The organism is Chromatiales bacterium (genome assembly GCA_020445605.1).
GTDB lineage: Bacteria > Pseudomonadota > Gammaproteobacteria > JAGRGH01 > JAGRGH01 > JAGRGH01.
Genome location: JAGRGH010000049.1, coordinates 272,039 through 294,915 on the forward strand (window position 1 = coordinate 272,039; position 22,877 = coordinate 294,915).

The window sequence follows — 22,877 nt, forward strand, 5'->3', positions numbered from 1 at the left end:
TGCGGGCCATGGTTCGGCCCGCCGATTGGCTGATCGTCAGTCAGGCCTGATGTTGGCCCCGCCCGGCGGTTGAACCGCGACTGTCCTGCTTGCCGCTCAGCAACGCCTGCGCGGCGCGACGTTCGTTCGGACTCATCTGTGCGTGGAGTTTCTCGAGCGACTTCTTGGCCGAGGCACTGCCATTAGTCGCCGCAGCAACGAGCCAGCGGAAGGCGACCAGCGGATTCCGGTCCACATGCTTTCCCTCCATGGCGAGCTTGCCCAGCTGATACTGAGCCGGGGCGAACCCGCTTTCCGCAGCGCGCGAATACCAGCGCAACATCTGCTGTGCATCACGTTCGGCGCCATAACGTCCCCAGCGATACATCGTCGCCAGCATGTACTGGGCGTTGGCCGAGCCCTGCTCGGCCGCCGCACGATACCAGCGGCCGGCCTGCAAGTCGTCGTGATCGACTCCGAGACCGTTGGCATACATCCAGGCGATGCGCGCCTGCGCCGGCGCGAACCCGGAATGCGCCGCACGCAGCATCCACTCGCCGGCAACCACGTAGTTAAGCCCCACGCCGTCGCCGTTGGCATAGGCCCAGGCGAGGTGATACTGCGCCAGCGCCACACCGGCATTCGCGTGACATTCGAGTACCGGCAGTGCCGTTTCAAAGCGGCCGTCGCGCAGCGCGTCGAGCGCCACGCCCAGATCTGCACAGTCGCTCACGCCGGCGCGTTGGTGCCGGCTGCGGCGTCGGCCGTTCGCGGCCATGCGCGCAGCACCGCTTGCACCAGGGTTGCCAGTGGGATCGCGAAGAACACGCCCCAGAACCCCCAAAGCCCGCCAAAGAACAGGATCGCGACGATGATCGCGACGGGATGCAGATTAACGACCTCGGAAAACAGCAGTGGAACCAGCACGTTTCCGTCGATCGCCTGGATGACGAAATACGCAATCGAAAGGTAGAAGAAGTCCGAATGCCAGCCCCACTGGAAATAAGCCACCGCCAGCACGGGAATCGTGACCACGGCCGCGCCGATATACGGAATGATCACCGACAGCCCAACCAGCATGCCAAGCAGCATCGAATACTGCAGACCCATGATCGAAAACGTCAGTGCACTGGTAGCCCAGATGATGAAGATTTCCCAGAACTTGCCGCGCACGTAGTTGCCGATCTGCGCGTCAACATCCGACCAGACCCGTTTCGCAAGATGATTGTCGCGCGGCAGCATCTGGCCGAACCAGGCAAAGATGCGATCCTTGTCCTTCAGGAAGAAAAACACCAGCAGCGGCACCAGGATCGCGTAGACCATGATGGTGATCAGGCCGACGACCGATGACAGCGACAATGACAAGATGCGCTGTCCGAAAACGCCGATCTCGCCCTTGATCACGCGGATCACATCGTCGACCTGTTCGGTTGAAACAATCTCCGGGTAACGATGCGGAAGTGTCATCAACAGTTCCTGCCCGCGTGCGAGCATGCTTGGCAGTTCCTGGATCAGCTGCGTTGCCTGTACCGAGATTTGCGGCAACATGCCGAAAATCAGGAGCAGAACCAGCGCCAGAAACAGCAGGAACACGATGATCACGGCAAGCAGCCGCGGAATACGGGCACGCTCCAGGGGGCGAACGAGACCCTCGAGCAGGTACGCGATGACCACCCCCGCGAGCGCCGGCGCGAGCATTTCGCCCATCGACAGAACGATCGCAAAGCCGACGATCAGCGCAATTGACAGATAGACAATTTGCGGATCGGCAAGTGTTCGCTTGAACCAAGCGGTCAGGGTATTCATGGGGGGCCTGCCTATCCTTTCGGAGCGCCAAAACGCTTCGTGTAATGACGTGCGAACAGGGTCTCAAGTGCGGTGATCACATCGGCGCCATCGCGCCCCTGCAGCATGTGCTCGCTCATCAGGGCGGAGGCCTCGTGCAGCAGATCGTCGGTATTCAGCATGGTGTAGTCGCCTGACAGCCTGCGCATCGCGCCCACGACGGTTTCGGATTCAGGCCGAGGGGTGAGCACCGGAACAGCGGACGCCACTTCTGCATTGGCCTGACGACGCCCGGCCAGAACCTCGACGAGCGCGAGCACGGTTTCCTGATCACGCGCGTCCAGGTCCGCGAACAGTTTGAGCAGACGGCGTTGAAGGCCGCCCGTGATCGCCGGATTCGCAATCAAACGCTGGGTTCTACTGTCTCGGTGCAATAGTCGCGCGCGAACTCGAGCAATTCTTCCATTACCCGGTGGCGGAATTTCTGCTTCTGGCGCACGAACGAGAATGGTCGTTCCAGCGGCGGATCCAGCGCAATTGCCCGCAGGGTGCCCAGCTGTAGCTCTTTTGCAATTGTGGTCTTGGAGATGATCGAAAGCCCCATGCCGGCTTCGACCGCACCCTTGACGGCCTCGGGACTGCCGAGTTCCATGCTGATCTTGATCGCGCTTTCGTCGCATCCGCCCGCGGTGCGCAGGTATTCCGCAATCACCTCGCGCGTGCCCGAACCTTCCTCGCGGCAGATGAACGGAAACGTCGTCATGCGTTCCACGCTCACGCTGCCGGCACTCGCGAGCGGATGATCCGGATCGACCACAACGACCAGTTCGTCGATCCGGCACACCTCGACGTCGAGATTCTTGTTCGCGACCGGTGCTTCTACAACGCCGAGATCGATGGTGTTGTTCTCCACCATCTGCACAATGCCGTCGGTATTCGAGACCTTCAGATGTATCTCGACGTCCGGGTAACGCTTTTTGAAATCGCCAAGCAGCGACGGCAGCATGTATTCAGCCACCGTCGTGCTCGCACCCAGCAGCAGCGCGCCGCTGACATCACCCGTGACCTCCTTGACGGCGTTCTCCATCTGCGCGTAGAGATCGAAGATGCGATCGGCGTACTCATAGACCCGCCGGCCGGCATCCGTAAGGGAGATGCGGTTATGCGTACGATCGAACAGTCGGGTGTTGAACTGTTCTTCGAGCTGACGAACCTGAAACGTGACCGCGGGCTGCGTCATGTGCAGCGCCTCGGCGGCCTTCGTGAAGCTCAGCAGCTTCGCGACCGTGAAAAACACCTGTAGACGACGATCGGCCATGGTGGTTCTGGTCTCATGTCCCGGCGTGAGCGAAAAAAACGCGACGCGCTTGAGAGGCGGTTCTTATATACAGAAATAAATTTCTTATGCCAACCGGCAAAAAAAACCCGCGGACCGGAACCGGACCACGGGTTTGTTCGTTCAGATGTACAGGCAGATGTCCGATTCGCCGGCAAACTCGAAGAACGTCGCGGCACCACCAAACTCGAGCCCGTCGATGAAATCCTTGTGATCGAAGTCGAACAGATCGACCGTCATCTGGCAGGCGATCAGCTTGACCTCGGCCTCCTGACACAGTTCGCGCAACTCTTCGACGCTCGCCACACCCTTGGCCTTCATCTTGTTCTTCATCATGAAGGTCATCATGCTCTGCATGCCGGGCAGTGCGGTCAATGCAACCGGGAACCACTTGTCCATTGCCAGCGGCATGGGCATTCCGGGATTGCCGAGCGGCGTCACCTGCAGGTCGAGCTTTTTGCGCACAAGCTGGAGCCCGTAGAAGGTGAAGAAGATCTGCGTGTCGTAGCCGAGCGCCGCGGCGGTCGACGCCAAAATGAACGGCGGATACGCCCAGTCGAGCGAACCCTTTGTAGCGATGATGGCCAAGCTCTTGGTATCGGACATTTGCTTACCCTCCGGTTCCGGTCTCTGGTCGGACCGCGTTCAATCAGGCCCGCTTGAGCAGGAACATGAACTTGCCGTCGGCCTCGCCGGACTTCAGCAGCGCATTGCCGGTCTGCTTCGCGAACGCCTCAAAGTCCTTGACCGAGCCCGGGTCCGTCGCGATCACGCGCAGCACCTGACCACTGGTCATGCCATTGAGGGTTTTCTTCGCACGCAGGATCGGCAGCGGGCAGTTCAGGCCGGTCGCGTCGAGTTCTTGATCGAAGTCAGACATGGTTCACCTCGCAGTAAGAATCGCCTCCGGCAACGGCCACCAAGGGAACCGGCGCGCCGGATTTTGGGATTAGTAGATTCTTATATTGTCACGTAATGGAGCGATTAATGCAATTGCGCGCTGGCGTACTGCCCGGCGATGCAACAACCGCTGGGCCGGGTTGAATTGGCGGAGAGGGTGGGATTTGAACCCACGAGGCCCGCAAGGGCCTGCCGGTTTTCAAGACCGGTGCATTCAACCGCTCTGCCACCTCTCCGGGAACGTGCCCACCGATGATCAGCGCCGGCCTAGACCGATCCAGCGGAATCATCGGCTTACGCATGATTATGCCCAAACCACTGCAAGCGCGGGACCGATCGTGCCTGCCACGCGCCAGGCTCATAGATCTGGCCCGAGCCACGACGGCTTGCATCCGTGACGCGCGCCCGCATAATACCCGAGCACAACCGTAGGTAGGATGGGTCCCGGTCGGGAACACCGCGAGTCCGCTGCGGTCTTAACAGGCTGTTGAAATTCTCCTTTCAACAGCCTGATGTCGCGCGACAGGGACGTCTCGCCCGAAAATCGAACATGCAAGTGTTTGATTTTCGTGAGCAACCGAAAACCGCGCTTTTCGGTTGCGACGTTGAAAAGGCCATGGATGGGCCTTTTTCAACAACCTGTTAAGCCCCGAACCAGTCGATTACCTGGAGGCAACGCTCCGATGAATGATTCGATCCGTGCGATCCCGGCACGTGCCGGCTCCGCGCTGACCACGAACCGGGTTCTGAAAAACACCTACCTGCTGCTCGCGCTGACCCTTGGCTTCAGCGCGCTGACGGCAATGGCGTCCATGGCGCTCGAGATGTCGCCGATGACCTACCTGATCGCGGTCATCGCATCCATGGTGCTGGGCATCTTCGTGCTGCCACGAACGGCCAATTCGGCGGCCGGCATTGGCGTGATCTTCCTGATCACGGGTCTGCTCGGTTTCGGACTCGGCGCCATCCTGTCGATCTACCTGTCGCTGCCGAAGGGTCCGCAGATCGTCGCAACGGCGTTCGGCGGAACGGGCGTGATCTTCCTGGGTCTGTCCGCCTATGCCCTTACGAGCAAGCGGGATTTCAGCTTCATGGGCGGCTTTCTGGTCGCCGGCATGATCGGCGTCGTCGTGCTGATGCTCGCGAACCTGTTCTTCCAGCTGCCGATTCTCTCGCTGGCCATCTCCGCGGTGATCCTGCTGCTCATGAGCGGGTTCATCCTGTTCGACACCAGCCGCATCATCAACGGCGGTGAGACGAACTACATCATGGCCACCTATGGCATCTACCTCAGCATTTTCAACATCTTCATCAGCCTGCTGAACATCCTCGGGCTGACGAGCGACGACTAGTCGAACGGCGTCCGGCCCCCCTGCGGGCCGGACGCATTTTCCGCCCACCGATACCCCGAAATGCCCGGTCACTGGACCCAATGGCTGTGGGCCGCGGTGCTGGTCATGTGGCTGGTGATGATGATCCGCCGCTGGCGGGCGGTCAAAGAGGCCACCCCGGACGCCAAGCCCGGCGACTGGCCGGCCGCACTGCTGGCACTGGCGGTGGTGATCGGCTTTGTGTACCTGCTGATCCAGTACGTCAAATCGTCCTGATCGAGCGTCGCATTTGCGGCCTCAGCCCGGCTTTACGCGAGACAGGAAGGGTCTCGCCCGAAAATCGAACATGCAAGTGTTTGATTTTCGTGAGCAACCGAAAACCACGCTTTTCGGTTGCGACGTTGAAAAGGCCATGGATGGGCCTTTTTCAACAAGCTGTTAGACGCTCCTGTCCGCCCATGAACGGCCGCAGCGCCTCGGGGATCACGACGCTCCCGTCGGCCTGCTGGTAATTTTCCAGCACCGCCACCAATGTGCGTCCGACCGCCAGCCCGGAGCCGTTGATGGTATGCACCGGCTCGGGTTTGCCGGTCGCCGGATTGCGCCAGCGCGCCTGCATGCGCCGCGCCTGAAAATCCTCGAAATTGCTGCACGAGGAGATCTCCCGATAGGCGCCCTGCCCCGGCAGCCAGACTTCCAGGTCATAGGTCTTCGCCGCGGAAAAGCCCAGATCGCCACCGCACAACGCGACGACCCGATACGCAAGCCCCAGACGCTGCAAGACGGTCTCTGCATGCGTCGTGAGTTCCTCCAGTGCTTCGTAGGAGTTGCCTGGCGCGACGATCTGCACCAGCTCGACCTTGTCGAACTGGTGCTGGCGGATCATGCCGCGGGTATCCTTTCCGTAGGAGCCGGCCTCGCTGCGAAAGCACGGGGTGTGCGCGCAGCGCTTGAGCGGCAGCGCATCCGCTTCGACGATGCCCTGGGCCACCAGGTTAGTGACCGGCACCTCCGCGGTCGGGATCAGGTACAGATCGTGCCCCGCGGCACGGAACAGATCGGCCTCGAACTTTGGCAGCTGGCCGGTTCCGGTCAGGCTCGCGGCGTTCACCAGGTACGGGACGTAGGCCTCGGTGTAACCGTGCTCGGTCGTGTGCAATTCGAGCATGAACTGCGCAAGCGCGCGGTGCAGACGGGCGACCGGGCCGAGCATAACCGCGAAGCGACTGCCAGAGAGCTGGCTCGCCGATTCGAAATCGAGCCCCAGCCCCGCGCCGACATCGACATGGTCGCGCGGTTCGAAATCAAACTCCGGCGGCGCACCCCAGCGTCGGACCTCAAGGTTGTCCGCCTCGCTCGTGCCCACCGGCACCGACTCGTGCGGAACGTTCGGAATGCCCAGACTCAGCGCGCGCAGTTCGGCCTGGACCTGCTCGGACTCGGCCTCGGCGGCCTTAATGCGCTCGCCGAGATCGGCCACCTCGGCCAGCAGCGGCGCGATGTCCTCGCCCTTGGCCTTGGCGAGCCCGATCGCTTTTGAGCGCGCATTGCGCTCGGCCTGAAGCTGCTCGGCCGCGAGCTGGGTCGCCTTGCGGCGTGACTCGAGTGCATCCAGTGCGTTCGTGTCCAGGGTGAAACCGCGTTTGGTCAGGGCCGCGGCTACCGCGGCTGCGTCGCCGCGCAGTCGTTTCGGGTCAAGCATGAATTCTCAATCCAGATGAAGGGTCGCTGACCAGGACACCATGTGGCCGGCCGCGACGCGGGTCTTCAGATGTTCGATCACCGCCGCAGCCTTCTCCGGGCGGTCGAAAAACTCGATGATGATCGGCAGATCGGCCGACATGTCCAGCAGGCCGGCTTCATGCACGCGACCGTGCGAACCGAAACCGGCGATGCCGCGAAACGCGGTGACACCCGCGACCTGCTCCTGGTCATGCAGAATCCGGAGCAGCGAGCGATAGTGGTCTCCCGCTTCGCTACAGTAGATTCGCACCACGGTTACATCGTTCGCCTTCATCCCACCTGCCTCGCCACCACCATACCCAGCCAGGCTGCGCCCACACAGGCCAGAACACTGATCAGCATGTTTGCCACGGCCTTGGTGTAGTCGGCCTGCTCGATCAGATTCAAGGTTTCGATCGAAAAGGTCGAAAACGTGGTGAACGCACCCAACAACCCGATCAGCCAGAAACTGCGCCATTCCGCAGCCACCGCGAGCCGCTCGATCATCAGGAAATAGAGCACGCCCATGACCAGCGACCCCGACACGTTGACGACCAGCGTGCCCCACGGGAACCCGCGTCCAAGCCACGCGTAGACGGCCTGCGCGGTCCAGTAGCGCAGCAGCGCGCCGACTGCACCGCCCCCGGCGATGGCCACTGTGTGCCACATGGTTGGGCCCAAGAATCAAAGTCCGCGATGGTACCGAACCCGCCCCGCGGCGAACAGTTCTGGACCGGGCCCGGACGGCGAACTGATCAGGATATGGCGGCTATTCGTCGGTCGGGAAAGACCCGCTCCGCGCATCCAGATCGCGCAGCCGGGCAAGTTTTTCAGCGATCTTGATCTCCAGTCCGCGCGGGACCGGCACATAGAAACGCCGCCCCGCCAGTTCGGGCGGTAGATAGGTCTCGCCGGCCGCGTAGGCCTCCGGCTCGTCATGGGCATACCGATAGTCGCGCCCCGCCCCAACGGACTTCATGAGCGCAGTGGGCGCGTTGCGCAGATGCATGGGAACCGCAAGCGAACCCTGTTCCTGGACGGCGGAACGCGCTGCGTTGAAGGCTGCGTATACCGCATTGCTCTTGGCCGCACAGGCCAGATACACCGCGGCCTGCGCCAACGAAAGTTCGCCCTCCGGGCTGCCCAGCCGTTCCTGCGCCTCCCAGGCATCCAGCGTGATACGCAATGCGCGCGGATCGGCGTTGCCGATGTCCTCGCTGGCGATACGCACGAGGCGCCGGGCCAGATACAGCGGGTCGGTGCCGCCGTCGAGCATGCGCGCAAGCCAGTACAGCGCCGCATCCGGCGACGAGCCTCGAATCGATTTGTGCAGGGCGGAGATCTGGTCATAGAACACGTCGCCGCCGCGGTCGAACCGTCGCCCGTCGCCACCGGCGAGGAGTTCCGCGGCGCGCCCGCGCCTGACCGGATCACGCCCCTCCCCGATCCGCAATGACAGCTGCTCGAGGAGATTCAGCGCGCGCCGCGCGTCGCCGTCCGCCATGTCCGCGATCAGCGCGAGTGTGTCGTCCTCAAATCGTCCGGAGAGTCCTTCCAGCGCCGCGTCTTCTCGCAGTGCGCGCTGGAGAATCGCGACGATTTCCGTGGGCTCGAGCGACTTCAGCACATAGGTACGGGCCCGTGAGAGCAACGCGTTGTTCAGCGCAAAGGACGGGTTTTCGGTGGTCGCGCCGATGAAGGTCAGCGTGCCGTCCTCGACATGCGGCAGAAACGCATCCTGCTGCGCCTTGTTGAACCGGTGTACCTCGTCGACAAACAGCACGGTCGCCCCTGCGTGCGCCTTGGCCTCCGCGACGGCCTTGCGAATATCGGCGACGCCCGAGAGCACGGCGGACAGGCTGATCCATTGCGCGCCGCTGGCGTCGGCCAGCATGCGTGCTAGCGTGGTCTTGCCAGTGCCAGGCGGGCCCCAGAGGATCATCGAATGCAGGCGGCCGGTTCGAAGCGCCTGGGCAAGTGGGCCGGTCGGACCGAGCAGATGTGCCTGACCGCTCAGCGCATCGATCGTAGCCGGCCGCACACGGTCGGCCAGCGGCCGTGTATCGGCTCCGGCCGGTGCGTCATCGCCGGAAGACATCGAAGGCGGTCTGTGGTTCGAGTTTCAATGTGGCGGGAAAAGCAGCACAAGCATGCATTTCGGATGATTCTACCCGGGACCGGCCCATCACACCGGTACTCCGGCCCCCACCCGTCGTCGTCGCCAGCGCGCGGTGTACCCTGTTTGGTGCATACGCCCATGCTGGCGGACCAGATTGACCAGCGGCCGCGGCAGCCGTGCCGTCAGCCGCCCAGTCAGATCCAGCGCGTCGAGAACGACGTGCCCGGTGCCGCTACGATACGACCGTTGAAACCTCTTGAACGTCTGATCAGGAAATCATTGCCCGGGAAGCTTCGCTTCCATCAACTGCCCGTTCTGATCGACTCGCCCGCGATACCGAATAGGCTGATTTCAGCCTGTGGTGACTTCGCTCTTGCCGGCCTCCTGCCAGATTGTTGGCAGGTGCAGATGATCGCCGAGGATGTCGCCCTGCGGCGTGGCAAGCCTGTGATCGAGCGCCGGCGCCACGGTGCCGCGATCCTCAATGTAGGCGATGATTTCATGCGGACCGACCAAGTGGGTTTTCTTGCCGTCGACCGCTAACGGGCTGTTTCTGAGAAAGAGATTAAACTCGGCCAGGGAGTAAAGCCGGTCAGCAGCCAGCGGTTGCCCGTCGACGGTGATTTTCTGGATTCTGTTCGGGTGTTTCTTGGTTAGATCGACCACCAGCTCGACGCCGGAAAAACGCCACATATTGCTGCCGACCTTTTGCAGAATGTCGTCGGTGACGACGTTATCCACGGCCGCTTCCAGCATCGCTTGTATATCGCGGCCGTAGAATTTCATGGTGTGCACGGGCGCCTCGGTGGGCACCAGATTGAAAACGTCTTCCACCGTGATATCGCCGGGCAGAATGCTCGCGCCGTAGCGCCCCGGCTCCGCGACGCTGATGTTCTGACCGGTGCGCTCGCGCAGCGCGTCGGTGACAAGATTGTCGCCAGTGCTTTGCCACGTGCCTTGGCGGTAAATCACCGTTTCGGCTTTACCGATGACCCGCTCCAGCTCTTCCTTGTATGGTGCGCGGAATTTCTCGATCATTGCCGCGATTTCTCGATCAGGTTCGATTTGGTTGGCCCGAATCGGAAACAGGGTCTGCTCGAATTCAACGACGCGCTTGTTGGCGATGTGCAGATCCAGCTGGCCCAGCAGCTTGCCGTGCGAACCGCTTTGCACAATGATGACACCGCGCTGGCTTTTGGCGTTGTGCACGAGGTCGGGTCGGTATAGCGCGTCGTGCGTATGCGCGCCGATCACCACATCAATGCCGTTGACCATTTCGGCGAACTTCGCATCCACCTTCCAGCCCATGTGCGAGAGCAGGATCACGACGTCAACGTCCTGCTTGTTCCGCAGGTTGTCCACGTCGGCCTGCACCTCGTCCAGTCGCAGGCCGAAGCTCCACTGCGGATGATTGGTGACTTTCGACATCCAGTGATACGTCATGCCGATAATGCCGACCTTTATGCCGTTGAGTTCGCGCACAATGTACGGTTTCAGATTGGGCAGATCGGCGCGCTCACCCCACTCGGCGTCGTAGAAATTGGCTGCGACAATCGGAAACTCTGCGGCTTCGAACAAGGCCTCCACCGTACCCTGGTCGTAAAATAAGTCCACATTGCCGGGCACCATCGCGTCATAGCCCATCGCGTTCATGACTTCCACCACCGGCTTGCCAGCCAAGCGCACCGGCACGGCTGTGCCATGCCAGGTGTCGCCACTGTCCACCAACAAGGTACGATCTGGATGGCGCTGCCGCTGCTGATCAATGGCAGCCGCCATATGGGCCATGCCGCCCGAGCGGCCTTCCTCCCGCGCGCGATCGACAAACTGATAATCACCTTCCTCGCGATGAAAAAGCGGGCTCAAATAGCCGTGCGTGTCATTTGTCCACAGAATGCGCAGTGTTGGCTCTGCTGCGGGTTGCAAGCCCCTGGCCGTAATCCCCAGCGCCAGGGATAGAAAAACCAGTCCCAGAATGTTCAGTGGATCAAGTGGTTTTAACGACACCGGCACCCCTTGAATAAAAAGGACCTATTGCCCAGTGTAGACGGAATGGGCCAGTTCGCCGTGCGCGCGGTGTATCTTCCTGATGCCTTTGATAATGAGCGATCGCGCCATCTGTATGGAAAGCGAAACCCGCGCAAGTCGGGCGTGTTCACCCGGGAATTCGCCATCAGACCAATATCCAGCACTCCGGAGCAGACACCACCCGGCCGCCGCCCGAGCGCTCCGTTGCATCAGCCCTGGAAGACGTCGAAGGCGTTCTGTGGTTCGAACTTGAATTCCTTTGGATCAAGCTCGAGGTTGCGCACGACGTCGCGAAACTCGATGCGCGTCGTGCGTCCAAGTCGATCGTCGATCTCGATCACGCGCAGGTCCTTTAGTCCGAAACCGGCCCGCAGGCGCGTGAAGTCGCCACTCTGGTCGTGCGGCGTCATCTCGGCCCACTGATAATCGCGCTCCAGGCCGAGATCGCGAACATCGAAGTCGTCGGTTATGCGCCCGCCACCGGCGAGCAGAACCGCCGGCGTGTTTCGCAACGCCAGCGACTGCAACGCGACGCTGACCTGATCGAGTTCGACATCGTGCACCCAGATGCTGAGCCCGTCGGCGACGATGATCTGCTCGGTGGGTTCGATGTAGGTCCAGCGAAACCGACCCGGGCGGCTGAGCAGCAGGAAACCGCTCCCGCGTTGCAACTCGCGGTGATGCTCGTCGTAAACCGTCTGCACAAAACTCGCGCGCAGGGTCTTGACGTCGGACAGGAATTTTTCCAGCCGCTCGCTCGCGGTATCGCCCCGCGCGAACCCGGCGGCGACCAGCAGCGACGCGAACAGAACAAACCGGGTCAGTCCAATCAATTCAGTCCTCCGGCGGTGGCGGCGCGATGACCTCGCGCATGCCGTTGTGCATGGGCGCCGAGACGATGCCGGCCGCCTCCATCTCCTCGATCATGCGCGCGGCACGGTTGTAGCCGATCTGCAGGCGACGCTGGACACCGGAGATCGACGCCCGGCGCGTCTCGGTGACAATGCGCACGGCCTGGTCGTACAGCGGGTCGGACTCACCGCCATTCGAGCGCGCGGAGTCGCCGTCGCGCACCTCGCCGGGCAACAGTGGCAGATCGGCTGTGTCGTCTGTGACACCGGCGACATAGTTCGGTTCGCCGGTGGATCGCAGGAATTCGACGACCTTGTGGACCTCGTTGTCGCCCACGAAGGCCCCGTGCACGCGTACCGGCAGCCCCGTACCGGGTGGCAGGTAGAGCATGTCACCCTGTCCGAGCAGGGTCTCGGCGCCCATCTGGTCGAGGATCGTGCGCGAATCCACCTTGGCCGAGACCTGGAATGCCACGCGCGTCGGAATGTTCGCCTTGATCAGCCCCGTGATGACGTCCACCGACGGGCGCTGTGTGGCAAGGATCAGATGGATGCCGGCGGCGCGGGCCTTCTGCGCGAGGCGCGCGATCAGCTCCTCGACCTTCTTGCCGACGATCATCATCATGTCGGCGAGTTCGTCGACCACCACGACAATGAACGGCATCTTTTCGAGCAGCGGCGCCGGTTCCACCACCGCGGGCTCGCCATCGGCCGTAAACGGCGGCGGCGCCACGAAGAACGGGTCGCGCAGGGGCTCGCCGCGCTTGGCGGCATCGTCCAGCTTGCGGTTGAAGCCGGTCATGTTGCGTACGCCGAACGCCGCCATCAGCCGGTAACGGCGCTCCATTTCGGCGACACACCAGCGCAGGGCGCTCGAAGCATCCGCCATGTCGGTCACGACCGGCGCCAGCAGATGCGGTATGCCCTCGTAGACCGACAGCTCGAGCATTTTCGGATCGATGAAGATCAGTCGCACCTGATCGGGCGTGCTCTTGTAGAGCAGACTCAGGATCATGGCGTTCAGGGCCACGGACTTACCGGACCCGGTCGTTCCCGCCACCAGCAGATGTGGCATGCGCTGAAGGTCCGCAACGATCGGCTGCCCGGAGATGTCCTTGCCGAGCACCAGCGTCAGCGGCGAGGCCGAGCGGTCGTAGTCACGCGAGTGCAGAATCTCCGACAGCGCGATGAGCTCACGCTGCTCGTTCGGGATCTCGATGCCGATCACCGATTTGCCGGGGATGATCTCCACGACCCGCACGCTGACGGTCGACAGCGCCCGCGCAAGATCCTTCGCGAGTCCGACAATCCGGCTCGCCTTGATGCCCGGTGCCGGCTGCAATTCGAATCGCGTGATCACCGGGCCGGGCGTCGCCGCGACGACCTCGGCCTCCACGCCGAAATCCGCCAGTTTCAGTTCGAGCTGCCGGGACATCGCCTGCAGCGTCTCGGCCGAGTAACCGCCCTTCTGCGGCGGCGGCGCATCGAGCAGATCCAGCGCCGGCAGCAGGGCCCCAGCCGGACCGGGCGTCGCCTTGAACAGCGGCTTCTGCCGCTCGCGCTCCACACGCGGGCTCGGCTCGACCGTGCGTACGACCGGCTCGATTCGCACCGGCTCGCGCTTTTCGATCTTTTTCGAGGTCGCCTTCACGGTGCGTTCACGCTCGGCCGCACTGGCGCGCGCACGCGAGGATTCGCGCAGTCGCGTCCAGCCGCTGCGGATCGCCGCGAGCATGTCCAGCGTCGCGCGGCCCACCGCATCGATGAACCCGAGCCACGACCAGCCCGTGAACAGCACGATGCCAACCACGAACAGTGCGAGCAGCAGGATCTTGGTACCGACGGCGCCCGCCTGGGCGCCCAGTGCATTCGCAACCAGGTCACCCAGGACGCCGCCCGCGGTCGCCGGCAGCCCTGCGGCCATGCCGGCATCGCCGAGCAGCAGCCGCGCGAGCGCGCTCCCCGCGATGATGGTGGCGGCCAGGGCGCCGATCCGGATCGCGAGAAGGCCCGGACCGTGTGCTGGCGCGCCGCGACTGGACGCGGGCCGTAGCCAGCGCCAGCCGGCCAGCCCGATGAGCAGGGGAAACAGGAACGCGAACAGCCCGAAGACGTACAGGGAAACGTCGGCGACCCAGGCGCCAATCCAGCCGCCGGCGTTCTGGACGCGCGTATGCGCACCGCCCGCATGTGACCAGGCCGGGTCCTGCGGGTGATAGGTCAGCAATGCCAGCAGTACGTAGGCGGCGCACACGAGCACGACGAGCAGCGCGGCCTCGCGCACGCCGCGCGCCAGGATCGGGTGCCGTTCGGCGGCCGGCTGGGCCTTACGCGCCTGCGCCATTACGCACCTCGAAACAAGTGTTGAAACTGTCTATAAGCACTTGTTTGATTGAATAATGTTGATGGCATGGATTGTACCGTACCGGATGGTTCAGCGCCGGGCGGCGGCCCTTTCAGATCACGCGCTGATCGTCGACACTGATCGCACCGGCCAGCGCGGGATCGCCCCGCCAATCGGGGTTCGCCAGGCGTCGCACCCAGGGCATCAACACACCGGACAAAGCCAGGGTCGAGGTGCGCGGCACGATGCCCGGCAGATTCGTGATCGTCGAGTGTAGAACGCCGTTCACGGCATAAGGCGCTTCGCCATGGTGCATCGGACGGGTGGTGGCCACGCAGCCGCCCTGATCGACCGAGATGTCTACGATTACGCTCCCGGGACGCATGGCTTCGACCATCGCCCGGGTCACGACAACCGGCGCCCGCGCACCGGGGACGAGCACGGCACCGATCACGAGATCGGCCGCGCGCACCGCTTCGCCGATGGCTGCGGGCTCGGCAAACAGCGCGCTGACATTCGGGCCGATCGCCCGCGCGCGACCCAGCGCCTCGCGTTTCAGGTCGAACACCTCGACCGCCGTGCCGAAGGCGGCAGCCAGACCTGCTGCCGCAAGGCCCGCGGTACCCGCGCCCAGCACCACGACGCGCCCCGTCTCCACGCCCGGAATCCCGCCCAGCAGCACACCGCGACCGCCACCGGCCTGTTCGAGCAGATGCGCGCCGATCTGAATGGACAGACGGCCGGCGATCTCGCTCATGGGCGCCAGCAACGGCAACGCGCCGTTCGCGAACAGCATTTCAAACGCCAGCGCCGTCACGCCGCGGGCCGCCAGCGCCGGCCCGAGGTCCGGCACGGCTGCGAGATGCAGGAAGCAGAACAGCGTTTGTCCGGCCTGGAGCATGGCAACCTCGTCGGATTGCGGCTCCTTGACCTTCACGACGATGTCGGTTTCGGACCAGACCTGCGTGCGGGTTCCGGTCCGGGCGCCGGCTGCGAGGTATTCGGAATCCGCAAACCCGCTCGCCACGCCCGCCCCGGTCTCCACGCTGACCGCATGACCGGCGTCGACCAGCTCTTGGACGGCCGCGGGCGTGAACGCTATGCGCCCTTCGTGGGACTTGGTTTCGCGCGGCACGCCTATGTGCATCCCGTCACCTTTACCATTGTGGAAGGGAAACGTAGTATGACCCCAGCGACGCTCCGCGCCAGCGCCGTTCATGAAGGGTTTTCGGCGGTCTGGCCGGGTCAGAGCGGTGGCCCGCGAGGCGCCGGCCGCAACACAGCGGGGCTTGAGGTCCCGGCCCGCCAAACCCATCTGAGGAAGCGCTGATCGAATCTGCGTTTCCTGCTGCGTACGGACGCGCCGCAGTTTTCGACGGCTGCAAGCCGCGGAAAGTGAATGAAGACGAGAGATTGCGCCTTTTCGTTTTCGCCGCTCTGGCGAGCCAGGATGGTTTGATCAGAGTTCCCTTGGATTTACCGCCAATGCACCATCCGGCACAACGGTGCTGTGCGATGTGGAGCGATTGTACATGAGCGAGATACAGCACCATCGATTGTTGATCCTTGGCTCGGGCCCCGCCGGCTACACGGCGGCGGTGTATGCGGCGCGCGCGAACCTCGATCCGGTCCTGATCACGGGTCTCGAGCAGGGTGGCCAGCTCATGACCACGACCGACGTCGACAACTGGCCCGGCGACGACGACGGTGTTCAGGGGCCGGACCTGATGGAGCGCATGCGCAAGCACGCCGAGCGGTTCGACACGAATCTGGTGTTCGACCACATCCACCGCGCGGACCTCGGCAAGCGACCGTTCCTGCTTTACGGCGATTCGGGCACCTACAGCTGTGATGCACTCATCGTCGCAACCGGCGCTCGGGCAAGCTATCTCGGCCTGGAATCCGAGGAAAAATACAAGGGCAAGGGCGTTTCAGCCTGTGCAACCTGTGACGGTTTTTTCTATCGCAACCAGAAGGTCGCAGTCATCGGCGGCGGCAACACCGCCGTGGAAGAGGCGCTGTATCTAGCGAACATCGCGGCCGAGGTCACACTCGTGCATCGGCGCGATGAATTGCGTGCCGAAAAAATCCTGCAGAACAAACTGTTCGAAAAGGCCGCCAACGGCAATGTGCGCATCGAGTGGAACCATGTCCTCGACGAAGTGCTCGGCGATGACAGCGGAGTGACCGGCATGCGCATCCGATCGACGGTCGACGACTCGGCCAGGGACATTGATCTGCACGGGGTGTTCATCGCCATCGGACATGTCCCGAACACCGGAATCTTCCAGGGACAGCTGGACATGGACAACGGCTATATTCGCGTGCAGAGCGGGCGCGACGGGAACGCCACGGCGACATCGGTCCCAGGGGTGTTCGCGGCTGGCGACGTCATGGACCATGTTTACCGACAGGCAGTAACCTCGGCCGGAACCGGGTGCATGGCGGCGCTGGATGCCGAGCGATACCTCGACGCCTTGGCCCATTCCTCAGCGGCCAAATAACCCGCAAGCAGACCACTCGGCGGCGATGTAACAGGCCGTTGAAAACAGGATTTTGGCAGCCGGCCGAACGGGGCCGAGCGACCCCGGACGCTCGATCAGCTGACCTGCTCGACGGAAGGTTGCCCAGAGGTCAGGGCTGCGTCGATCCAACGCATGACGCGATTGAGCTGCGCAACATCACGCCGCGTGTTCGCGTCCAGCGGAAGATCCGCCACCCCTTTCCCGACCGCCGCCGTCCGCACGTAGTTCTGCGTGTCGCGGAGCACGCCGACAACGGGTATCTTCACCTGCACGAGAAACCGCTGTAACGCACGATACGCAATGGTGTTCTGACGGACCCGATTGGCGACAATCCCCACGGGCTTGCCAAGCGATCGCACCTTTGCAGTCAGCAGAAGTTCCTGAACAAACCGGGCCGCGGCATGGATATCGATCGCGGACGGCAACACCGGCACCACGATGGCATCGGCCTGGCGGACATGGTCCATGAGCAACTCTCGACGGACCCCGGCCGGCGTATCAACCAGACAGACATCGGTAAAAGGCTCTACGCGCATGAACCAGGAGCGGGTCACCCCGACCGGCACCTCGTGCGCGGAAATACACTGAATGCGTGGAAGCTGCGTATCGCGCAGACTGGCCCAGCGGGCGCTGGAACCCTGTGGGTCATAATCGAGCAACGCCGCCGTCTGGCCACGGCGCGCAAACGCGGCGGCGAGATTCGTCGCAACGGTCGTCTTGCCGCAGCCGCCCTTGTGATTGATCACGAGGATCCGGCTGACGCAGCCCCCACAGCTCAATGAATTGTAGTCCCCCAACCTTTTACCCTCCCGGCCGCTTGCAGCACCGGGCAATACTCTGGGTAATTTTGTAGCAGGAACAAGGGGTTTCAGCAAGTTTTCGTGCCACTGGCTCAGGAAAACGCTCTATGTGGACTGCGGCCGAGGGCCGCCGGGCTGCTAGAGCGTGCGCCGCCACCGCCTGCCAGCCCAGGACTCCCGGTTCGGTCGCAGCGTAGTGCCGAGCCCGGGAAGCCGCTTGCAAGCCATTGAATATCCTCGCACTCTCGGACCATCAGGGACTGCCGACCAATCACCTGAATCTAGGATCTGTGGCTGCCGCCTCGCTCTGCGCGCCGGCCGAAGTGGCTGCGCCGAAGCTGAAAATAGGGGCGTTCGGCAATTGCGAACAGCCCGATCGCAAAGACCAGGCTGAGCGCAAACTCGCTCGCCAAGAGAACGGCGTAGGTCCAGCCCCCCGCCGCCAGCTTTGCGACCTGTCCCGCCAAGTGAAAGGTCAGCACCAGCGCCGGCACGTGGACCAGATAAAACGAATAAGAGATATTGCCGAGATAGCGAATCGGTGCCAGGGTAAACAGTCCATTCAACCAACCTTTACCGAACACGACCTGAATGAACAGCCAGCCCCCGGCGAACGAATAAATGGGCGTAAAGATGGCAAACTCGTGAATGAAGGAAAACGACAGCGTTGCCAACAGATACAACAATGCGACCCAATGATCGCTCACCCTCCGGGCAATCACCGAGAGCGCATCGTCCGACTGTTTCGCCACTATTGCCCCGGCGATGAACATCCCGAACCGGGGATTCCCCTCGCCACTAAGCCATGCTGCAATCACGATAAACGCGAACAACAAGACAAGTCGGGTCGTGGTGTTGACACTAAGATTTTTGAAAAGTAAGGGAAATACAATATAAAACGCGAATTCATAGAACAGCGACCATGTTACAAAGTTGATCGCCTGGATGCCGTGTTTGGGGACACCATTCAGGAAAAAAAGATTGCCAAGAAGAATCCATGGGTCCAGCTTGTACTGATGCAGCCACGTGGAAATGCCGATCATCAATACTAACGACACGAGAAATGCGGGATAGATTCGCACTGTTCGCCAGAACAGAAAGCGCCCATATTCGAAGCGCGCGCGCCCAATCATGCGCGTGATCAGAAATCCGCTGATCAAGAAAAACAGGTCCACCCCGTAGTGGGAACGAAACAGTACATACAATCCGATATCCGACCATCCCTGCAGGTCGAGAATGTTGACCAAATCAAGATTCTGGCCTTTCATGAAGCGCGCGTACGATCCGGTCGTATGCACGATCATGACAACCAGCACGGCGTATGCCCGCAGCCCTTCCATGGCCGCGTAACGGTTCGATTCATTGGGTAGCGCGAACAGGCCGCTACCGGGCGCGTGGTTTCCGGGGTGGTTGCTCACCGGCGTTCGTAAACGGTCGTGCGTATCACGCCGCCCAGCTGTGGCACCTCATGCAGTACGCGCGACCGATGGCCGGCAAAGCCAAACGGCGGCTTCGTGATGTCAACCATTGAACGCTGACGCAGACGGATACCCGGCCCGTGAGGCTTGTCTCGATTCGCCCGGACAAACAGACCGACCGGTCGATGTTCCGACACAATCAGTCTGGGATACACGTGGAGTTTGGGCACGACCTCGGCAATCTCGGCGTTGCTCAGGTGCTGTAGGACCTGCCGGATGATCGCCACATCGCCGCGCGGAAGTGCGTCGGCAACGATGTCGAGCTGCCGGAAATCGGCCCCAAGCCCGGCAAAGTGAGACCGATTGCGCTCGATCAACGCGCCGACGACGTCACAGGCCAGATACGATCCTGCCGCGCTCACCAGCTGGGCACCGATGTGAAAATCCCCGCAACCCAGATCCACCACCCTCGGGCACCCGGGCATCGATCGCAGATAGCTGCGTACCGCACGGACATATGAATCCGTGATTGCGGCGTCATGCGAACCCGAACCCGAGAAGTAACCGTCGTCACCCCGCCCCCAGGTTCCGCGGGCGTAGATGTCGGAGAACACCGACTCCAGCGTTTGTCCTTCGTACTGGAGATCGATTGCCTGCGCGGTCGCCGCTCCATGCCAGCGCCGATGCAGACGCCACCACTGCTCGCGCAGGGCCCGCAGCATCGTTCGCAGGTCCCGCGAAGTCTTCAGGCGTCCTTGACGGCGCGGGTCAGGCCTTCAACAACATCCTTGGCATCGCCGAGCACCAGCGAGGTGTTGTCACGATAGAACAACAGGTTGTCGACGCCTGCATAACCCGGACGCAGGGACCGTTTGACGAAGAACACCTGGCGGGCCTTCTCGACATCGAGAATGGGCATGCCGTAGATCGGACTTGAGGGATCGGTCTTGGCCGCAGGATTGGTGACGTCGTTGGCACCCACGACCAGCGCGACATCGGTCGAGCCGAACTCCGGATTGATCTCCTCCATCTCCAGCACGTGGTCATACGGGATGTCCGCCTCGGCCAGCAACACGTTCATGTGGCCGGGCATGCGTCCGGCGACCGGATGAATCGCAAACTTCACCTCGATCTCGCGACTTTCCAGCAGTTCGGTCAGTTCTTTGACCGCGTGTTGCGCCTGTGCCACGGCGAGCCCGTAGCCGGGCACGACGATGATCTTCGATGCGTTGACGAGCCAGTAAGCGGCATCCTCGACACCGGCGGTCTTGATGCCCTTGTCCATCGCCTGCCCGGTCGCGCTCGGCGCGGCCGCATCGCCGCTGCCAAATCCGCCGAACACCACGTTGAAAATCGAGCGGTTCATCGCCCGGCACATGATGAACGACAGAATCGCGCCAGAGAAACCGACCAGCGCACCGGTGATGATCAAAAGCTTGTTCTGCAGCGTGAATCCCGTCGCTGCGGCGGCCCAGCCCGAGTACGAGTTCAGCATGGAAATGATCACGGGCATGTCCGCGCCGCCAATCGGGATGATCAACAGCACGCCGAGCAGGAACGACAACAGCGTCAGCGCCACCAGCGCCGCGACCGAGTTCTGCGTAACGAACACAACCGTGAGCACGACGATCAGGATGGCCAGCGCCAGGTTGATCCAGTGCTGGCCTGCGTAACGAACCGGGGCCGATCCGATCAGCCCCTGAAGTTTGCCGAATGCGACGACGGACCCGGTAAACGTGATCGCACCAATGACGATGCCGATGCCGAGTTCGGTCATCAGCACCGAATTCAGTTCGTTCGCTGCGAGGTGCGACCAGTAGGTGCCCACCGCGACGAGCACCGCCGCCATACCCACGAAGCTGTGCAGGGCCGCGACCAGCTGCGGCATGGCCGTCATCTGGATGCGCTTCGCCAGCACGACGCCAATCCCCGAGCCAATCACCACCGCGACGGCAATCAGGCCATAGCGCGTGACATGCGCGCTTGCCAACGTCGCAACCAGCGCAATCGCCATGCCGGTGATCGCGAACAGGTTCCCGCGGCGGGCCGAGGCCGGCGAGGTCAGGCCGTTCAGGCCGAGGATGAAGAGCGCACCGGCGACCAGGTAGATCAGCCCGAGGAGATCGGCAGGCAGTTGCATGGCGGTTTACTTCTGCTTTTTCTTGAACATCGACAGCATGCGCTGCGTGACCATGAAGCCGCCGACGATGTTGATCGTCGCCAGCAGCACGGCAAAAAACCCGAACCAGCGCGCGCCCGTTGGCGCCGTCTCCAGCCCCGTGACCAGCAGCGCGCCGACGACGATGATTCCGGAGATGGCGTTGGTCAGCGAAACCAGCGGTGTGTGCAGCGATGGCGTCACGCCCCAGATCACCCAGTAGCCGATGAAACAGGCGAGCACGAACACGTACATCGCGATCATGGTTTCGGACATCAGTGACTCTCCTCGCGATTGGCCCAGGCCGCGGCCGTGATCTCATCGGACGCGAAGTCGATGAACTCGCGTGAGCCATCGCGATCAGCCGTCATGAGTTCAAACAGGTTGAGCAGATTGCGCGCGTAGAACGAACTGGCGTCCGCCGCGAGCATGGACGGGTAGTTCGTGAAACCCACGATGGTCACCCCATGCGCCGTGATGACCTCATCGGCTTTTGTCAGCGGACAGTTGCCACCGGTTGCCGCGGCCAGGTCGACGACCACCGAGCCCTCGCGCATGCCCTGCACCGCCGCCTCGGTCACCAGCACGGGCGCGGGGCGGCACGGAATCAGCGCCGTGGAAACCACGATGTCGGCCCGGGTCAGGGCCTGTTCGAGTGCGGCCTGCTGGCGGGCCTTGGCCTCGTCCGACAGTTCTTTGGCATAGCCGCCCTGCCCGGCCCCGCTTTCACCGACCTCCAGTTCGAGGAACTTCGCGCCGAGTGATTCGATCTGCTCGCGGACTTCCGGTCGCACGTCATACGCCCAGACCTCGGCGCCGAGCCGGCGCGCCGTCGCGATCGCCTGCAGCCCCGCCACGCCGGCACCGAGCACATAGAATTTCGCGGGCTTTGCCGAACCGGCCGCGGTCATCATCAGCGGCAGAAACCGCCCATAGCGGTTCGCGCCCTCAAGCACCGCTCGATAGCCGGCGATATTCGCCTGCGAGGACAGCGCGTCCATGGACTGCGCCCGCGAGATGCGCGGAATACGTTCCATCGCAAAGATTTTCACGCCCTGGGCGCTCGCCGCCGCGAGCGTGCCGTCGTCCTCGCACAGCTCAAGCAGGGACACATGCACGGCCCCGGACCGCATCTGCGCGAGGTCGTCGCGTTCCGGCCGCCGGACCTTGAGCACCAGATCGGCGGCCAGCGCCGCGGCCCGGTCCACGCATTGAGCACCGACAGCCTCGAACTGTGCGTCGGTATAGGCCGCTGCATCGCCGGCGCCGCGCTCGAGCAGAACCGCCGCGCCGCGGGCGACATAACGCTTCACCGTGTCGGGAACCGCGGCGACACGCCGCTCCCCGGGCAGGGTCTCTTTGAGAATTCCGATTTTCATGCCGCTCGAGTTTGTGGTTTTACGAATGGGGCGGCGACCGGCGCAGGCCGGAATCGCGGTGGGCAGCCATTATGATTTGTTGCAGTGCACAAATCAAGGCGTTCGTGCGCCTTTGCACCATTCAATCGCATCAACCGACCGATCACGTGCCCGCCCGTCCGCAGGCCTTTGTGTCAAAATCGGCGCCCATGCGCGGGCGGAC

At 62.7% G+C, this 22,877-nt stretch carries 23 protein-coding genes and 1 tRNA gene; 3 read left to right on the plus strand and 21 right to left on the minus strand.

Annotation, left to right across the window (positions count from 1 at the left end; translation table 11 throughout):
* Positions 1-40: 40 nt before the first annotated feature.
* The 7 genes from KDG50_11620 to KDG50_11650 form a co-directional block, all read right to left on the minus strand.
* Positions 41-712 carry a sel1 repeat family protein gene (locus KDG50_11620; protein ID MCB1866073.1) on the minus strand — a complete coding sequence of 224 codons (672 nt, stop codon included), beginning with the start codon at positions 710-712 and terminating at the stop codon, positions 41-43.
* Entirely contained in the window at positions 709-1,785 is a 1,077-nt protein-coding gene (locus KDG50_11625; GenBank protein ID MCB1866074.1) for an AI-2E family transporter, read from the minus strand. The genes KDG50_11620 and KDG50_11625 overlap by 4 nt, the downstream gene beginning before the upstream one ends.
* An 11-nt stretch (positions 1,786-1,796) precedes the next feature.
* Entirely contained in the window at positions 1,797-2,168 is a 372-nt protein-coding gene (locus KDG50_11630) for a Crp/Fnr family transcriptional regulator (GenBank protein ID MCB1866075.1), read from the minus strand.
* Positions 2,168-3,082, minus strand: a complete 915-nt coding sequence (locus KDG50_11635; GenBank protein ID MCB1866076.1) for a LysR family transcriptional regulator — start codon at positions 3,080-3,082, stop codon at positions 2,168-2,170. The genes KDG50_11630 and KDG50_11635 overlap by 1 nt, the downstream gene beginning before the upstream one ends.
* Positions 3,083-3,223: 141 nt before the next feature.
* Positions 3,224-3,706, minus strand: coding sequence for a DsrE/DsrF/DrsH-like family protein (locus KDG50_11640; protein MCB1866077.1), 483 nt, complete (start codon positions 3,704-3,706; stop codon positions 3,224-3,226).
* 43 nt (positions 3,707-3,749) lie between these two features.
* On the minus strand, positions 3,750-3,980 hold the full coding sequence (locus KDG50_11645; protein MCB1866078.1) for a sulfurtransferase TusA family protein: 231 nt from the start codon (positions 3,978-3,980) through the stop codon (positions 3,750-3,752).
* Positions 3,981-4,146: 166 nt separating this feature from the next.
* A tRNA-Ser gene (locus KDG50_11650) sits at positions 4,147-4,236 on the minus strand.
* Between the two features lie 447 nt (positions 4,237-4,683).
* Here KDG50_11650 and KDG50_11655 point away from each other — a divergent pair.
* Together KDG50_11655 and KDG50_11660 are read left to right on the plus strand one after the other, a co-directional pair.
* A complete protein-coding gene (locus KDG50_11655) occupies positions 4,684-5,352 on the plus strand; it encodes a Bax inhibitor-1/YccA family protein (GenBank protein ID MCB1866079.1) in 669 nt (222 codons plus the stop codon).
* A gap of 60 nt (positions 5,353-5,412) precedes the next feature.
* A complete protein-coding gene (locus tag KDG50_11660; GenBank protein MCB1866080.1) occupies positions 5,413-5,607 on the plus strand; it encodes a hypothetical protein in 195 nt (64 codons plus the stop codon).
* A 151-nt stretch (positions 5,608-5,758) separates the two neighbouring features.
* On the opposite strand, the gene serS is transcribed toward KDG50_11660, so the two are convergent.
* From serS to KDG50_11700, 8 genes are all read right to left on the minus strand, one after another.
* On the minus strand, positions 5,759-7,033 hold the full coding sequence (gene serS / locus KDG50_11665; GenBank protein MCB1866081.1) for a serine--tRNA ligase: 1,275 nt from the start codon (positions 7,031-7,033) through the stop codon (positions 5,759-5,761).
* 6 nt (positions 7,034-7,039) lie between these two features.
* The gene (locus KDG50_11670; protein ID MCB1866082.1) at positions 7,040-7,348 is read right to left on the minus strand and encodes a DUF190 domain-containing protein; all 309 of its coding nucleotides are present in this window, start codon (positions 7,346-7,348) and stop codon (positions 7,040-7,042) included.
* The gene (crcB, locus tag KDG50_11675) at positions 7,345-7,722 is read right to left on the minus strand and encodes a fluoride efflux transporter CrcB (protein MCB1866083.1); all 378 of its coding nucleotides are present in this window, start codon (positions 7,720-7,722) and stop codon (positions 7,345-7,347) included. The genes KDG50_11670 and crcB overlap by 4 nt, the downstream gene beginning before the upstream one ends.
* Before the next feature lie 100 nt (positions 7,723-7,822).
* Complete coding sequence (locus tag KDG50_11680) at positions 7,823-9,151, minus strand: replication-associated recombination protein A (protein MCB1866084.1); 1,329 nt, start codon at positions 9,149-9,151, stop codon at positions 7,823-7,825.
* A gap of 372 nt (positions 9,152-9,523) precedes the next feature.
* On the minus strand, positions 9,524-11,179 hold the full coding sequence (locus tag KDG50_11685) for a 5'-nucleotidase C-terminal domain-containing protein (protein ID MCB1866085.1): 1,656 nt from the start codon (positions 11,177-11,179) through the stop codon (positions 9,524-9,526).
* Between the two features lie 230 nt (positions 11,180-11,409).
* Positions 11,410-12,033 carry an outer membrane lipoprotein chaperone LolA gene (lolA, locus tag KDG50_11690; GenBank protein MCB1866086.1) on the minus strand — a complete coding sequence of 208 codons (624 nt, stop codon included), beginning with the start codon at positions 12,031-12,033 and terminating at the stop codon, positions 11,410-11,412.
* Between the two features lies 1 nt (position 12,034).
* Positions 12,035-14,395, minus strand: coding sequence for a DNA translocase FtsK 4TM domain-containing protein (locus tag KDG50_11695; GenBank protein MCB1866087.1), 2,361 nt, complete (start codon positions 14,393-14,395; stop codon positions 12,035-12,037).
* Positions 14,396-14,507: 112 nt separating this feature from the next.
* Positions 14,508-15,542, minus strand: a complete 1,035-nt coding sequence (locus tag KDG50_11700) for an alanine dehydrogenase (GenBank protein MCB1866088.1) — start codon at positions 15,540-15,542, stop codon at positions 14,508-14,510.
* Positions 15,543-15,927: 385 nt separating this feature from the next.
* Between KDG50_11700 and trxB the strand changes: the two genes are divergently transcribed.
* Positions 15,928-16,899 (plus strand): thioredoxin-disulfide reductase, encoded by a 972-nt coding sequence (trxB, locus tag KDG50_11705; GenBank protein ID MCB1866089.1) that lies wholly within the window; start codon positions 15,928-15,930, stop codon positions 16,897-16,899.
* Between the two features lie 95 nt (positions 16,900-16,994).
* Here the strand turns inward: trxB and KDG50_11710 are convergent, their stop codons facing one another.
* The 6 genes from KDG50_11710 to KDG50_11735 all read right to left on the minus strand — a co-directional run bounded on the left by KDG50_11710 (position 16,995) and on the right by KDG50_11735 (position 22,675).
* Positions 16,995-17,795 carry a ParA family protein gene (locus KDG50_11710; GenBank protein MCB1866090.1) on the minus strand — a complete coding sequence of 267 codons (801 nt, stop codon included), beginning with the start codon at positions 17,793-17,795 and terminating at the stop codon, positions 16,995-16,997.
* Positions 17,796-18,001: 206 nt separating this feature from the next.
* Complete coding sequence (locus KDG50_11715) at positions 18,002-19,138, minus strand: acyltransferase (protein ID MCB1866091.1); 1,137 nt, start codon at positions 19,136-19,138, stop codon at positions 18,002-18,004.
* Entirely contained in the window at positions 19,135-19,860 is a 726-nt protein-coding gene (locus KDG50_11720; protein MCB1866092.1) for a hypothetical protein, read from the minus strand. The genes KDG50_11715 and KDG50_11720 overlap by 4 nt, the downstream gene beginning before the upstream one ends.
* A 23-nt stretch (positions 19,861-19,883) precedes the next feature.
* The gene (locus KDG50_11725) at positions 19,884-21,272 is read right to left on the minus strand and encodes an NAD(P)(+) transhydrogenase (Re/Si-specific) subunit beta (GenBank protein ID MCB1866093.1); all 1,389 of its coding nucleotides are present in this window, start codon (positions 21,270-21,272) and stop codon (positions 19,884-19,886) included.
* Positions 21,273-21,284: 12 nt separating this feature from the next.
* On the minus strand, positions 21,285-21,572 hold the full coding sequence (locus tag KDG50_11730) for an NAD(P) transhydrogenase subunit alpha (protein MCB1866094.1): 288 nt from the start codon (positions 21,570-21,572) through the stop codon (positions 21,285-21,287).
* A complete protein-coding gene (locus KDG50_11735; GenBank protein MCB1866095.1) occupies positions 21,572-22,675 on the minus strand; it encodes a Re/Si-specific NAD(P)(+) transhydrogenase subunit alpha in 1,104 nt (367 codons plus the stop codon). Before KDG50_11735 ends, KDG50_11730 begins: the two co-directional genes overlap by 1 nt.
* Positions 22,676-22,877 lie beyond the last annotated feature (202 nt).

Bases quoted from the DNA above. Each gene is read 5' to 3' on its own strand.
- KDG50_11625 (MCB1866074.1), bottom strand. From the start codon at position 1,785: ATGAATACCCTGACCGCTTGGTTCAAGCGAACACTTGCCGATCCGCAA.
- KDG50_11635 (MCB1866076.1), bottom strand. From the start codon at position 3,082: ATGGCCGATCGTCGTCTACAGGTGTTTTTCACGGTCGCGAAGCTGCTG.
- KDG50_11640 (MCB1866077.1), bottom strand. From the start codon at position 3,706: ATGTCCGATACCAAGAGCTTGGCCATCATCGCTACAAAGGGTTCGCTC.
- KDG50_11645 (MCB1866078.1), bottom strand. From the start codon at position 3,980: ATGTCTGACTTCGATCAAGAACTCGACGCGACCGGCCTGAACTGCCCG.
- KDG50_11655 (MCB1866079.1), top strand. From the start codon at position 4,684: ATGAATGATTCGATCCGTGCGATCCCGGCACGTGCCGGCTCCGCGCTG.
- KDG50_11660 (MCB1866080.1), top strand. From the start codon at position 5,413: ATGCCCGGTCACTGGACCCAATGGCTGTGGGCCGCGGTGCTGGTCATG.
- serS (MCB1866081.1), bottom strand. From the start codon at position 7,033: ATGCTTGACCCGAAACGACTGCGCGGCGACGCAGCCGCGGTAGCCGCG.
- KDG50_11670 (MCB1866082.1), bottom strand. From the start codon at position 7,348: ATGAAGGCGAACGATGTAACCGTGGTGCGAATCTACTGTAGCGAAGCG.
- crcB (MCB1866083.1), bottom strand. From the start codon at position 7,722: ATGTGGCACACAGTGGCCATCGCCGGGGGCGGTGCAGTCGGCGCGCTG.
- KDG50_11680 (MCB1866084.1), bottom strand. From the start codon at position 9,151: ATGTCTTCCGGCGATGACGCACCGGCCGGAGCCGATACACGGCCGCTG.
- KDG50_11695 (MCB1866087.1), bottom strand. From the start codon at position 14,395: ATGGCGCAGGCGCGTAAGGCCCAGCCGGCCGCCGAACGGCACCCGATC.
- KDG50_11700 (MCB1866088.1), bottom strand. From the start codon at position 15,542: ATGCACATAGGCGTGCCGCGCGAAACCAAGTCCCACGAAGGGCGCATA.
- trxB (MCB1866089.1), top strand. From the start codon at position 15,928: ATGAGCGAGATACAGCACCATCGATTGTTGATCCTTGGCTCGGGCCCC.
- KDG50_11720 (MCB1866092.1), bottom strand. From the start codon at position 19,860: ATGCTGCGGGCCCTGCGCGAGCAGTGGTGGCGTCTGCATCGGCGCTGG.
- KDG50_11730 (MCB1866094.1), bottom strand. From the start codon at position 21,572: ATGTCCGAAACCATGATCGCGATGTACGTGTTCGTGCTCGCCTGTTTC.
- KDG50_11735 (MCB1866095.1), bottom strand. From the start codon at position 22,675: ATGAAAATCGGAATTCTCAAAGAGACCCTGCCCGGGGAGCGGCGTGTC.